12 protein-coding genes are annotated in these 12,587 nt (G+C 71.9%); all 12 read left to right on the top strand.

Annotated elements, in window-relative coordinates; translation table 11 throughout:
• The first annotated feature begins 56 nt into the window (after nucleotides 1–56).
• The 12 genes from argC to ABZY91_RS25725 all read left to right on the top strand — a co-directional run bounded on the left by argC (nucleotide 57) and on the right by ABZY91_RS25725 (nucleotide 12,529).
• On the top strand, nucleotides 57–1,085 hold the full coding sequence (gene argC, locus ABZY91_RS25780; protein ID WP_355405425.1) for an N-acetyl-gamma-glutamyl-phosphate reductase: 1,029 nt from the start codon (nucleotides 57–59) through the stop codon (nucleotides 1,083–1,085).
• Nucleotides 1,082–2,254 carry a bifunctional glutamate N-acetyltransferase/amino-acid acetyltransferase ArgJ gene (gene argJ / locus ABZY91_RS25775; protein ID WP_329949809.1) on the top strand — a complete coding sequence of 391 codons (1,173 nt, stop codon included), beginning with the start codon at nucleotides 1,082–1,084 and terminating at the stop codon, nucleotides 2,252–2,254. Before argC ends, argJ begins: the two co-directional genes overlap by 4 nt.
• Before the next feature lie 30 nt (nucleotides 2,255–2,284).
• The gene (argB, locus tag ABZY91_RS25770) at nucleotides 2,285–3,217 is read left to right on the top strand and encodes an acetylglutamate kinase (RefSeq protein WP_329949810.1); all 933 of its coding nucleotides are present in this window, start codon (nucleotides 2,285–2,287) and stop codon (nucleotides 3,215–3,217) included.
• Nucleotides 3,214–4,422, top strand: a complete 1,209-nt coding sequence (locus tag ABZY91_RS25765; RefSeq protein WP_355405424.1) for an acetylornithine transaminase — start codon at nucleotides 3,214–3,216, stop codon at nucleotides 4,420–4,422. Before argB ends, ABZY91_RS25765 begins: the two co-directional genes overlap by 4 nt.
• 17 nt (nucleotides 4,423–4,439) lie before the next feature.
• Nucleotides 4,440–4,988, top strand: a complete 549-nt coding sequence (locus tag ABZY91_RS25760; protein ID WP_030395991.1) for an arginine repressor — start codon at nucleotides 4,440–4,442, stop codon at nucleotides 4,986–4,988.
• Nucleotides 4,989–5,246: 258 nt separating this feature from the next.
• On the top strand, nucleotides 5,247–6,440 hold the full coding sequence (locus ABZY91_RS25755; RefSeq protein ID WP_329949812.1) for an argininosuccinate synthase: 1,194 nt from the start codon (nucleotides 5,247–5,249) through the stop codon (nucleotides 6,438–6,440).
• 176 nt (nucleotides 6,441–6,616) lie between these two features.
• Nucleotides 6,617–8,050 (top strand): argininosuccinate lyase, encoded by a 1,434-nt coding sequence (argH, locus tag ABZY91_RS25750; RefSeq protein WP_329882298.1) that lies wholly within the window; start codon nucleotides 6,617–6,619, stop codon nucleotides 8,048–8,050.
• Between the two features lie 113 nt (nucleotides 8,051–8,163).
• Nucleotides 8,164–8,421 carry a hypothetical protein gene (locus ABZY91_RS25745; RefSeq protein WP_329882297.1) on the top strand — a complete coding sequence of 86 codons (258 nt, stop codon included), beginning with the start codon at nucleotides 8,164–8,166 and terminating at the stop codon, nucleotides 8,419–8,421.
• Nucleotides 8,422–8,817: 396 nt separating this feature from the next.
• Nucleotides 8,818–9,318: a GNAT family N-acetyltransferase gene (locus ABZY91_RS25740; protein WP_355405423.1), complete on the top strand. Its 501-nt coding sequence runs from the start codon at nucleotides 8,818–8,820 to the stop codon at nucleotides 9,316–9,318.
• 557 nt (nucleotides 9,319–9,875) lie between these two features.
• Nucleotides 9,876–10,901: an ATP-binding cassette domain-containing protein gene (locus ABZY91_RS25735; RefSeq protein WP_329882294.1), complete on the top strand. Its 1,026-nt coding sequence runs from the start codon at nucleotides 9,876–9,878 to the stop codon at nucleotides 10,899–10,901.
• Nucleotides 10,898–11,644, top strand: coding sequence for a methionine ABC transporter permease (locus ABZY91_RS25730; protein ID WP_355405422.1), 747 nt, complete (start codon nucleotides 10,898–10,900; stop codon nucleotides 11,642–11,644). Before ABZY91_RS25735 ends, ABZY91_RS25730 begins: the two co-directional genes overlap by 4 nt.
• Before the next feature lie 57 nt (nucleotides 11,645–11,701).
• Nucleotides 11,702–12,529, top strand: coding sequence for a MetQ/NlpA family ABC transporter substrate-binding protein (locus tag ABZY91_RS25725; RefSeq protein WP_355405421.1), 828 nt, complete (start codon nucleotides 11,702–11,704; stop codon nucleotides 12,527–12,529).
• Nucleotides 12,530–12,587: the final 58 nt, after the last annotated feature.

Raw genomic sequence — 12,587 nt, 5'->3', positions numbered from 1 at the left:
CTTGCATGAATGTTCCGTACTGCGTATATTCATGCCACGACGAAGGAGGGAATGCCATGGCATTGCGAGTCGCCGTCGCCGGCGCGAGCGGATACGCGGGCGGTGAGGTGCTGCGTCTGCTGCTCGGCCACCCGGAGGTGGAGATCGGGGCGCTGACCGGCGGTTCGAACGCCGGCACCAGACTGGGCCTGCTGCAGCCGCACCTGCTGCCGCTCGCCGACCGGATCCTGGAGCCCACCACCACCGAGGTACTGGCCGACCACGACGTGGTGTTCCTGGCGCTGCCGCACGGACAGTCCGCCGCCGTCGCCGAGGAACTCGGCGGGAACGTGCTGGTCGTCGACTGCGGGGCCGACTTCCGGCTCAGGGCCGCCGCCGACTGGGAGCAGTTCTACGGCTCCGCGCACGCCGGCACCTGGCCGTACGGGCTGCCCGAGCTCCCCGGCCACCGTGCCGCGCTCAAGGGCAGCAACCGCATCGCCGTCCCCGGCTGCTACCCGACCGCCGTCTCGCTCGCCCTCTTCCCCGCGTACGCGGCCGGACTCGCCGAGCCCGAGGCCGTCATCGTCGCCGCCTCCGGCACCTCCGGCGCAGGCAAGGCGGCCAAGACCCACCTGCTCGGCAGCGAGGTCATGGGCAACGTCAGCGCGTACGGCGTCGGCGGCGTCCACCGGCACACCCCGGAGATGTCCCAGAACCTCACCCCGCTCGCGGGCGAGCCGGTCGCGGTCTCCTTCACCCCCACGCTCGTCCCGATGCCGCGCGGCATCCTCGCCACCTGCTCCGCCAAGGCGAAGCCCGGCGTGACGGCCGAGAGCCTGCGCGCCGCCTACACCGGGGCGTTCGCCGACGAGCCGTTCGTCCGCCTGCTGCCCGAGGGGCAGTGGCCGCAGACCAGCAGCGTCTACGGCTCGAACGCCGCCCTCGTCCAGATCGCCCTGGACGAGGCCACCGGGCGGATCATCGCGATCAGCGCGATCGACAACCTGGTCAAGGGCACCGCCGGTGGCGCGGTGCAGAGCATGAACATCGCCCTGGGCCTGCCCGAGGAGCTGGGCCTTCCCGTGAACGGAGTCGCACCGTGACCGACCACCAGAACCTCGGAGTGACGGCCGCCAGGGGCTTCCGCGCCGCCGGTGTCACCGCCGGCATCAAGGCCTCCGGCACCCCGGACCTCGCCCTGGTCGTCAACGACGGGCCCTCGCTCGCCGCCGCCGGCGTCTTCACCGCCAACCGGGTCAAGGCCGCCCCCGTGCTCTGGTCCGAGCAGGTCCTCAAGGGCGGCTCGGTCTCCGCCGTCGTCCTCAACTCCGGTGGTGCCAACGCCTGCACCGGCCCGCTCGGCTTCCAGGACACCCACGCCACCGCCGAGAAGGTGGCCGAGGAGCTCAAGCTCAACGCCGGTGAGGTCGCCGTCGCGTCCACCGGCCTGATCGGCGTCCGCCTCCCGATGGACCTGCTGCTCCCCGGCGTCGCCACCGCCGCCGCCGAGCTGAGCGCCACCGGCGGCGAGGCCGCCGCGATCGCCATCAAGACCACCGACACCGTCCACAAGACGGCCCAGGTCACCAGCCCCGCCGGCTGGACGGTCGGCGGCATGGCCAAGGGCGCCGGCATGCTGGCCCCCTCCCTGGCCACCATGCTCGTCGTCCTCACCACCGACGCCGACCTGGACGCCGCCGCCCTGGACGCCGCACTGCGCGGCGCCACCCGCACCACCTTCGACCGGATCGACTCCGACGGCTGCATGTCCACCAACGACACCGTGCTGCTGCTCGCCTCCGGCGCCTCCGGCACCACCCCGGACACCGCCGAGTTCGACGAGGCGGTCCGCACCGTCTGCGCCGACCTCGCCCGCCAGCTCATCGGCGACGCCGAGGGCGCGAGCAAGGACATCCGGATCGACGTCACCGGCGCCGCCACCGAGGACGAGGCCGTCGAGGTGGCCCGGACCATCGGCCGCAACAACCTCCTCAAGTGCGCCATCCACGGCCAGGACCCCAACTGGGGCCGCGTCCTGGCCGCGATCGGCACCACCGCCGCCACCTTCGACCCCGACCGGCTCGACGTCGCCATCAACGGCGTCTGGGTCTGCCGCGACGGCAGCGTGGGAGAGGACCGCGATCTCGTCGACATGACCGGCCGCGAGGTGGTCGTCACCGCCGACCTCAACGCCGGCGAGGCCACCGCCACCCTGTGGACCAACGACCTCACCGCCGACTACGTGCACGAGAACAGCGCCTACTCCTCCTGAGACCTGCTACCTGAGCCGGGGACAGAAAACGTGCAGATCGCACCCAAGGGCGAACAGGCCCGCAACAACACCGCGTTGCCCAAGGCCCTGACGCTCATCGAGGCGCTGCCGTGGCTGGAGCGGTTCCACGGCAAGACCGTCGTCATCAAGTTCGGCGGCAACGCCATGGTGGACGACGAGCTCAAGGCGGCCTTCGCCCAGGACGTCGTCTTCCTCCGCTACGCCGGGCTCCACCCGGTGGTGGTGCACGGCGGCGGCCCGCAGATCAGCGCCCAGCTCGACCGGCTCGGCCTGGAGTCCTCCTTCACCAACGGACTCCGGGTCACCACCCCCGAGACCATGGACGTGGTCCGGATGGTGCTCGCCGGCCAGGTCCAGCGCGAACTGGTCGGGCTGCTCAACGGCCACGGCCCGTTCGCGGTCGGCATGACCGGCGAGGACGCCCACACCATGACGGCCGTCAAGCGGTACGCGGTCGTCGACGGCGAGCAGGTCGACATCGGCCTGGTCGGCGACATCGTCAACATCGAGGCGGGCGCGGTGAAGGCGCTCATCGCCGACGGCCGCATCCCCGTGATCTCCTCGATCGCCCGGGGCGTCGACGGCCACGTCTACAACATCAACGCCGACACCGCCGCCTCCGCCCTCGCGGTCGCGCTCGGCGCGGAGATGCTCGTCGTCCTCACCGACGTCGAGGGCCTCTACAAGGACTGGCCGAACTCCGACGACGTGATCAGCCAGCTCAGCGCGGGCGAGCTGGAGGAACTGCTGCCCGGCCTGGCCAGCGGGATGCTCCCGAAGATGGAGGGCTGCCTGCGCGCCGTCCGCTCCGGCGTCGGCACCGCCCGCGTGCTGGACGGCCGGGTGGCGCACAGCCTGCTGCTGGAGATCTTCACCGACGAGGGCATCGGCACGATGGTCGTGCCGGACGACGAAACGACCGTGACCGGGGGACTGGCATGACTTCCAACGAGCAGCTCACCGAGCGGTGGCAGCACGCTTTCACCGACAACTACGGCACGCCCCGGATCCCGCTGGTCCGCGGCGAGGGCAGCAAGCTGTGGGACGCGGACGGCAAGGAGTACACCGACCTGCTCGGCGGCATCGCCGTCAACGTGCTCGGCACCGCCCACCCGGCGATCGTCGCGGCCGTCGGCCGGCAGATCGCCACCCTCGGCCACATCTCCAACCTCTTCATGGCCGAGCCGACCATCAGCCTCGCCGAGCGGCTGCTCGCGCTCGACGGCCGCGCGGGCCGGGTCTTCTTCTGCAACTCCGGAGCCGAGGCCAACGAGGCCGCCTTCAAGATCGGCCGCCGGACGGGCCGCACCCATGTCGTCGCCCTGGAGGGCGGCTTCCACGGACGCACCATGGGCGCCCTCGCGCTCACCGGCCAGCCCGCCAAGCAGGAGCCGTTCCGCCCGCTGCCCGGCGACGTCACCCACGTCCCGTTCGGCGACGTCGAAGCGCTGCGGGCGGCCGTCACCACCGAGACCGCCGCCGTCTTCCTGGAGCCGATCCAGGGCGAGAACGGCGCCGTCCCGCTGCCCGACGGCTACCTCGCCGCGGCCCGGGAGATCACCCGCGCCACCGGCACCCTGCTCGTCCTGGACGAGATCCAGACCGGCATCGGCCGGACCGGCCACTGGTACGCCCACCAGGCGTTCGAGGGGGTCGAGCCGGACGTCGTCACGCTCGCCAAGGGGCTCGGCGGCGGCCTGCCGGTCGGTGCGGTGCTCGCCTTCGGCGAGGCCGCCGACCTGCTGACCCCCGGTCAGCACGGCACCACCTTCGGCGGCAACCCGGTGGTGGCGGCCGCCGCCCTCGCCGTCCTGGACACCATCGAGTCCGAGGGTCTGCTGGAGCACGTCCGCAAGATCGGCGACCGGCTGCGGCACGGCGTCGAGGCGATCGGCGACCCGCTGGTCTCGCACGTGCGCGGCGCCGGCCTGCTGCTCGGCATCGTCCTCACCGAACCGGTCGCGGGCGCGATCCAGGCCGGGCTCCAGGAGGCCGGCTTCCTCGTCAACGCCGCCGTCCCGGACGCGATCCGGCTCGCCCCGCCGCTGGTGCTCACGGAGGAGGAGGCGGACGCCTTCCTCGCCGCCCTGCCGGACGTCCTCCGGGCGGTCCGCGAGGGCGCCCCGGGCGATGCGAACCGAGCGTAGTCCGGGAGAATAATCACATGACCGTTCCCCACTCCGGCCAACCCGCCGCCGGCCCGACGCCGCAGGTCCCCCAGACCCGCACCGCGCGCCACCGGCGGATCGTGGACCTGCTCACCCGCCAGCCCGTGCGCTCGCAGAGCCAGCTCGCCAAGCTGCTCGCCGACGACGGACTGGTGGTCACCCAGGCCACCCTCTCCCGGGACCTGGACGAGCTGGGTGCGGTGAAGATCCGCAACCGGGACGGCGCGCTCATCTACGCCGTCCCGGCCGAGGGCGGCGACCGCACCCCCCGCGCACCGATGGGGGAGTCCGCCACCGAGGGCCGGATGGCCCGGCTGGCCGGCGAGCTCATGGTCTCCGCCACCGCCTCCGGCAACCTCGTCGTGCTGCGCACCCCGCCGGGTGCCGCCCAGTTCCTCGCCTCGGCGATCGACCAGGCGGAGGTCTTCGAGATCATCGGCACCATCGCCGGCGACGACACCGTCCTGCTGATCAGCCGGGACCCGGCGGGCGGCCAGGCCCTCGCCGACCACCTGATGCAGCTCGCCCAGGCGAAGGCCCAGTAGCGGCATCCCCTTCTGTGGGCCCGGTTTCCCCGGGCCCACAGTCGTATCCGCGGCCCCGTCCACGGCCCGACCGGCCCGACCGGCCCGCCCTCGGCCCGGCCGAAGTCCCGCCCGCAGCACGCCCGAAGTCCCGTCCGTCACCCCGCCGGCAGCCCCGTTCGTGGAAGCTCCCGGCCGGCGTTTTGAGTTTCATACGGAGTAGTGCATACTTATGCCTATCGCCGTAAGCCTGTTCGCACTGTTGTGAAGGAGAAAGCCGTGACCGAGCGCGTCGTACTCGCCTACTCGGGCGGTCTGGACACGTCCGTCTGCATCGGCTGGATCGCCGAGGAGACGGGTGCCGAGGTCATCGCCGTCGCCGTCGACGTCGGCCAGGGCGGCGAGGACCTGGACGTCATCCGCCAGCGGGCGCTGGACTGCGGTGCCGTCGAGGCCGAGGTCGCGGACGCCCGCGACGAGTTCGCCGACGAGTACTGCCTCCCGGCCATCAAGGCCAACGCCCTCTACCAGGGCGAGTACCCCCTCGTCTCCGCCCTGTCCCGGCCGGTCATCGTCAAGCACCTGGTCGCCGCCGCGCAGAAGCACGGTGCCACCACCGTCGCCCACGGCTGCACCGGCAAGGGCAACGACCAGGTCCGCTTCGAGGTCGGCATCCAGTCGCTGGCCCCCCAGCTGAAGTGCATCGCCCCGGTCCGCGACTACGCGATGACCCGGGACAAGGCGATCGCCTTCGCCGAGGCCAAGGGCCTGCCGATCGCCACCACCAAGAAGTCCCCGTACTCGATCGACCAGAACGTCTTCGGGCGGGCCGTCGAGACCGGCTTCCTGGAGGACATCTGGAACGCCCCGATCGAGGACGTCTACGAGTACACCCAGAACCCGGCCACCCCGCGCGAGGCCGACGAGGTGGTCATCACCTTCGACGCCGGCGTCCCGGTCGCCGTGGACGGCCGCAAGGTGACCGTCCTCCAGGCCATCGAGGAGCTCAACAAGCGGGCCGGCGCCCAGGGCATCGGCCGGCTCGACATGGTCGAGGACCGGCTCGTCGGCATCAAGTCGCGGGAGATCTACGAGGCCCCCGGCGCGATCGCCCTGATCACCGCCCACCAGGCGCTGGAGAACGTCACCGTCGAGCGCGAGCTGGCCCGCTACAAGCGGCAGGTCGAGCAGCGCTGGGCCGAGCTGGTCTACGACGGCCTCTGGTTCTCCCCGCTCAAGCGCGCCCTGGACGGCTTCGTCAACGAGGCCAACCAGCACGTCTCCGGCGAGATCCGGCTGGTGCTGCACGGCGGCCGGGCCGTCGTCAACGGCCGGAAGTCCGACCAGTCGCTGTACGACTTCAACCTCGCCACCTACGACACCGGCGACACCTTCGACCAGTCGATGTCCAAGGGCTTCATCGAGATCTTCGGGCTGTCCTCGAAGATCGCCGCCCGCCGCGACCTCGGCTGAGTCACCGGCCAGACAGCCGGCCCGACCTCAGGCCCGACCTCCGTCCGGACCCCCGGACGGGTCCGGGCCGAACCGCCCCGACCGGGGCCCGAACCACCTCTCCCGGTCCCGGCCGCGCCCCCCCCCGCGGCCGGGACCACCCCTCCCGAACCCTCTCGCGCAAAGGAGCCCGTGCGATGTCCGCCGACCAGACCACCTCCGGTGGCGACGTCCGCCTCTGGGGCGCCCGCTTCGCCGACGGCCCGTCCGAGGCCCTGGCGAGGCTCTCCGCCTCGGTGCACTTCGACTGGCGCCTCGCGCCGTACGACATCGCTGGCTCCAAGGCCCACGCCCGCGTCCTGCACAAGGCCGGCCTGCTCTCCGACGAGGAACTCGCCGGCATGCTGGACGGGCTCGCCCGGCTGCTCACCGACGTCGAGGCCGGCACCTTCACCGGCACCGTCGCCGACGAGGACGTCCACACCGCCCTGGAGCGCGGTCTGCTGGAGCGGCTCGGCCCCGACCTGGGCGGCAAGCTGCGGGCCGGGCGCTCGCGCAACGACCAGATCGCCACCCTCTTCCGGATGTACCTGCGGGACCACGCGAAGATCATCGGCGGGCTGGTCCTCGACCTCCAGCACGCCCTGGTCGGCCTCGCCGAGGCCCACCCGGACACCGCCATGCCGGGCCGCACCCACCTCCAGCACGCCCAGCCCGTCCTCTTCGCCCACCACGTCCTCGCACACGTGCAGGCCCTCGGCCGGGACGCCGAGCGATTGCGCCAGTGGGACACCCGCACCGCCGTCTCCCCGTACGGCTCCGGCGCGCTGGCCGGCTCCTCGCTCGGCCTCGACCCGGAGGCCGTCGCCGCCGACCTCGGCTTCGAGCGGGGCTCGGTCGGCAACTCCATCGACGGCACGGCCTCGCGGGACTTCGTCGCCGAGTTCGCCTTCGTCACCGCGATGATCGGGATCAACCTCTCCCGGATCGCGGAGGAGGTGATCATCTGGAACACCAAGGAGTTCGGCTTCATCACGCTGCACGACGCCTTCTCCACCGGTTCGTCGATCATGCCGCAGAAGAAGAACCCGGACATCGCCGAGCTCGCCCGGGGCAAGTCCGGCCGGCTGATCGGCAACCTCACCGGTCTGCTCGCCACCCTCAAGGCGCTGCCGCTGGCCTACAACCGGGACCTCCAGGAGGACAAGGAGCCGGTCTTCGACTCCTGCGACACGCTGGAGGTGCTGCTGCCCGCCTTCACCGGCATGATGGCCACCCTCACCGTGCACCGGGAGCGGCTGGAGGAGCTGGCCCCGGCCGGGTTCTCGCTCGCCACCGACATCGCCGAGTGGCTGGTCAAGCAGGGTGTGCCGTTCCGGGTCGCGCACGAGGTGGCGGGTGCCTGCGTCAAGGTGTGCGAGGCCGACGGCATCGAACTCGCCGACCTGACGGACGAGCAGTTCGCCGCGATCTCCCCGCACCTGACGCCCGAGGTCCGCTCGGTGCTCAGCGTGCACGGCGCGATCGCCTCGCGCAACGGCCGGGGCGGCACCGCCCCCGACGCCGTGGCGGTCCAGCTCGCCGAGCTCAAGGCGGACCTCGCGGTCCAGCAGGAGTGGGTCAAGGGCTGACGCCCGGTCACCGAACCGGGGGAGGGGCGCGACGGTCCGACCGTCGCGCCCCTTTCGCGTGGACGCGACCGGGCGGGCGTAACCGGCCGGGCCCGTACCCGGTCATCCACGGTATGTGCACCAACCTCCCGTTCGTCCCCTCCGCCGAGGACGAGGTCCTCGCCGAGCTGCGGCGCCGCCTCGTCCGGGAGGCAGTGGCCGCCCTGCCCGGCCGCTGCCCGCAGCTGATGGCCGCCCTCGTCGAGGACCCGCCGCCGACCTACCGCGAACTCTCCGAACGCCTCGGGATGCCGCGCGGGTCCATCGGGCCCACCCGCTCCCGCTGCCTCGCCTGCCTCCGGGCCCGCCTCCACGCCGAGCGCTACGCCTGAACCGCCGCGGGGCGCGGTCCCGCCCCGCGCCCTCCGGCCCCGGCCATCCGCCGCCTCGTCGCGCCCCCGTCCGACCCCCGACCGGCTCCGGAACCGGGGCCCTCGACCGGCCCCGTCGGGCGTGACCCTCGCCACGTCCGGCGGCCGAAAGGTTGAGGGCAGCTGACGCGCGGGTAAGGCGCTGGCGAACGTAGCTCTTGACGGTGGCGCGGTCGCTCGGATACTGACCGTGAGCACGCCATCGGCGGCACGGCCCTCACCAGGGCCGCGCGGCTGGTACGTTCGTGCGCCACCCCCGGTCCGGGAAGACCCCCGGCCGGGACATCTCCGGCAGGGCATCCGGTGCGACACCCTCACGTTCGCGCGCCGGGCACAACGATGGGGAGGCCCCCGCACATGGGCATGACCGTGATCATCTCGACCGCCGAGGCGGAGGACGCGGAGCAGATCCTCAAGCTCCAGTACCTCGGCTACCAGACCGAGGCCGAACTCTACGGCGACTGGGCCATCGAGCCCCTGACACAGTCGTTGGAGAGTCTGCGCGCCGAACTGACCGAACAGCACTTCCTCGTCGCCCGCCTCGGCGGCGAGATCGTCGGCACCGTACGCGGCCGGGTCGGCCCCGACGGCGTCGGCCGGATAGGGCGCCTGGTCGTCCACCCCCGGATGCAGCGGCACGGCCTCGGCGGCCGGCTGCTGGAGGCACTGGAACACCGCCTCGCGGAGGACGGCGCGGTGAGCTCCTACCGGCTGTTCACCGGCCACCGCAGCCTGGGCAACCTGCGTCTCTACGCCCGCCAGGGGTACCGGCAGACCACCGTGGAGCAGATCAGCGGCCGGCTGAGCCTGGTCCACCTGGAGAAGCCCGCCGAGGTCGAGCTCGCCGCCACGGCCTGACCCTCCGCCGCACCCTCCCGATCCGGCGCCGCCATCATTCGGACCTCCGAAGGCGGCGCCGGTCGGCATTTATGCAGGTCAGGGCCATGAGCGTCCGCATTGCGGACAGCTGGTCCGAATAGTTGGGACCACATCGACCCATCTGATTTACTGGCTCACATGACTGCGACGACGAAATGGACCCCCACCGGCACCCTGCCGGCAGGTGAGCGTGCCATGTGCCGTCGAATGTGTCACCGCTGAGGGCCACCGTTCCCTCCCCCTCGCCGCCGGCCGGGGGACCACATCTCGCGCCCCGAAGCGAGACCCGGCCGCTCCCGTCCGAGTGAGCGAGCCCAGCCTGCCGTCACCACCCCTTCACCCCGCCTGCCCGTCCACGGGCGGGCGGCCGTCACCGTTGACACGTAAGGGCCACGCCGTCGCGCGGCCCGGCCGTCGACCGGCGACGATCAAGGGGTGGCAGGTCCGGACCCCCCTGGCGCAACGCCGTCCTCGTCGCCGACCGCAACCCGGTCCGGCGGTTGCACGCCGCCCGCCCCCGACCCACGGAAGCAGCTGTGATCACCACCACGGACCTCACCAAGGTCTACCGCTCAAGCGGCCGCGAGGTGACCGCCCTCGCCGGCGTCGACCTCCACGTCCGCCCCGGCGAGGTCTACGGCGTCGTCGGCACCAGCGGTGCCGGCAAGTCGACCCTCATCCGCTGCGTCAACATGCTGGAGCGCCCCAGCTCCGGGACCGTCACCGTGGACGGCGTCGAGCTCACCGCGCTGTCCGGCGGCGAGAACCGGGCCGGCAGGGAACTGCGCGAGGCCCGCCGCCGCATCGGCATGGTCTTCCAGCACTTCAACCTGCTCTCCTCGCGGACCGTCCAGCAGAACGTCGAGCTCCCCCTGGAGATCATGGGCCTGGACGGGGCCGAGCGCCGCCGCAAGGCCGCCGAGCTGCTCGACCTGGTCGGCCTCGGGGACAAGGCCCGCAGCTACCCCGGCCAGCTCTCCGGCGGTCAGAAGCAGCGCGTCGGCATCGCCCGCGCCCTCGCCGGCGACCCGAAGGTGCTGCTCTCCGACGAGGCCACCTCCGCACTCGACCCGGAGACCACCCGGTCGATCCTCAAGCTGCTGCGCGACCTCAACCAGCAGCTCGGCCTCACCGTCCTGCTGATCACCCACGAGATGGACGTCATCAAGTCCGTCTGCGACTCCGCCGCCCTGATGCGCGGCGGCAGGGTGGTCGAGTCCGGCGAGCTCACCGACCTGCTCGCCAAGCCCGGCTCGGAGCTCGCCCGCGAGCTCTTCCCGCTCAGCGAGTTCGGCACCGGCCACCCCGGCAGCACCGTCCTGGAGATCACCTTCCAGGGCGACAGCTCCGCCCGGCCGTTCGTCTCCCAGCTCGCCCGCACCTACCAGATCGACATCAACATCCTCGGCGCCGCCGTCGAGACCATCGCCGGCCGGATGGTCGGCCGGATGCGGGTCGAGCTGCCCGGCTCCCGCGCGGACAACGTGGTGCCGATCGGCTTCCTGCGCGAGCAGGGCCTTCAGGTGGACGTGCTGGAGACGGCGAACGGAGCGGCGGCATGACCTGGGACCAGATGCAGGAACTGATGTGGCCCGCCACCTGGGAAACCCTCCAGATGGTCGGCGTCGCCACCGCCGGCACCGTACTGCTCGGCCTTCCGCTGGGCGTGCTGCTGGTCCTCACCGACAAGGGCGGCCTGCTGCAGAACCAGCCGGTCAACAAGGTGCTCGGCGCCGCGGTGAACATCGCCCGCTCGGTGCCGTTCATCATCCTGATGATCGCGCTGATCTCCTTCACCCGCTGGTTGGTCGGCACCTCCATCGGGTGGGAGGCCGCCACCGTGCCGCTCACCATCGGCGCGATCCCCTTCTTCGCGCGGCTGGTCGAGACCTCCGTCCGCGAGGTCGACCGCGGCCTGGTCGAGGCCGTCCAGGCCATGGGCGGTTCCACCTGGACCATCGTCCGCAAGACGCTGATCCCCGAGGCGCTGCCCGCCCTCGTGGCCTCCGTCACCACCACGATCATCACGCTGATCAGCTACTCCGCCATGGCCGGCGTGGTCGGCGGCGGCGGCCTCGGCACCCTCGCCATCAACTACGGCTACTTCCGCTTCGAGACCGCCTTCATGTGGATCATCGTCGCGGAACTGGTGATCATCGTGACCGTCGTCCAGCTGATCGGCGACCGGGCCGTCCGTGCCCTCGCCAACCGCGGACGCACCGGCGGCCGGACCCGCCTGCTCGGCCCGCGCGGCCGCACCCCCGCGGCCCCGGCCACCCCCGACGAGGACGTCGTCGCCCGCTGACCTTCCGATGTCCGAACCCGGACCCGGCTCCCCGTATCACGCAGAAAGGCACTTTTCGTGCGCAACGCCCTGAAGTTCACCAGCGTCCTCGCCACCGCCGGCATCGCCCTCTCGCTCGCCGCCTGCGGCAGCAACGGCGACTCGGCGTCCTCCGACCCGAACGCCGCGCTCACCGTCGTCGCCAGCCCCACCCCGCACGGTCAGATCCTCAAGTACGTCAAGGACAACCTGGCGGAGAAGGCCGGCCTCAAGCTCACCATCAAGGAGGTCACCGACTACGTGACCCCCAACACCGCGGTGCAGGACGGCTCGGCCGACGCCAACTACTTCCAGCACGTGCCGTACCTGGAGGACTTCAACAAGAAGCACAACACCCAGATCGTCTCGGTCGAGACGGTCCACCTGGAGCCCCTGGGTGTGTACTCCAAGAAGGTCAAGGCCATCGGCGACCTCAAGGACGGCGCCACCGTCGGCCTGCCGAACGACGCCACCAATGAGGGCCGCGCGCTCAAGCTGCTCGCCGACAACAACCTGATCACCCTCAAGGCCGGTGTCGGCACCGCCGCCACCCCCGCCGACGTCACCGCCAACCCGAAGAACCTCAAGTGGAAGGAGCTGGAGGCCGCCCAGCTGCCCCGCTCCATCGACGACCTCGACGCCGCCGTGATCAACGGCAACTACGCGCTGGACGCCGGCCTCAAGCCGGCCACCGACTCGCTGCTCCTGGAGAAGGCCGAGGGCAACCCCTACGCCAACATCCTGGCCGTCAAGCAGGGCAAGGAGAGCGACCCGCGGGTCAAGAAGCTCGCCGAGCTGCTCCACTCGGCCGAGGTCAAGAAGTACATCGACGACACCTTCAAGGGTTCCGTCATCCCGGCGTTCTGACACCGGCGCGCCGAACCGCGCTCCGACCCGTCCCGCCGGACCCGCACCGGGCCCCCGC

Origin of the sequence: Kitasatospora sp. NPDC002965 (assembly GCF_040611255.1) — a bacterium.
In the GTDB taxonomy this organism is placed as follows: domain Bacteria; phylum Actinomycetota; class Actinomycetes; order Streptomycetales; family Streptomycetaceae; genus Kitasatospora.
The sequence above is the reverse complement of the archived record's forward strand: the minus strand, read 5'-3'. Positions and strand labels throughout refer to the sequence as shown.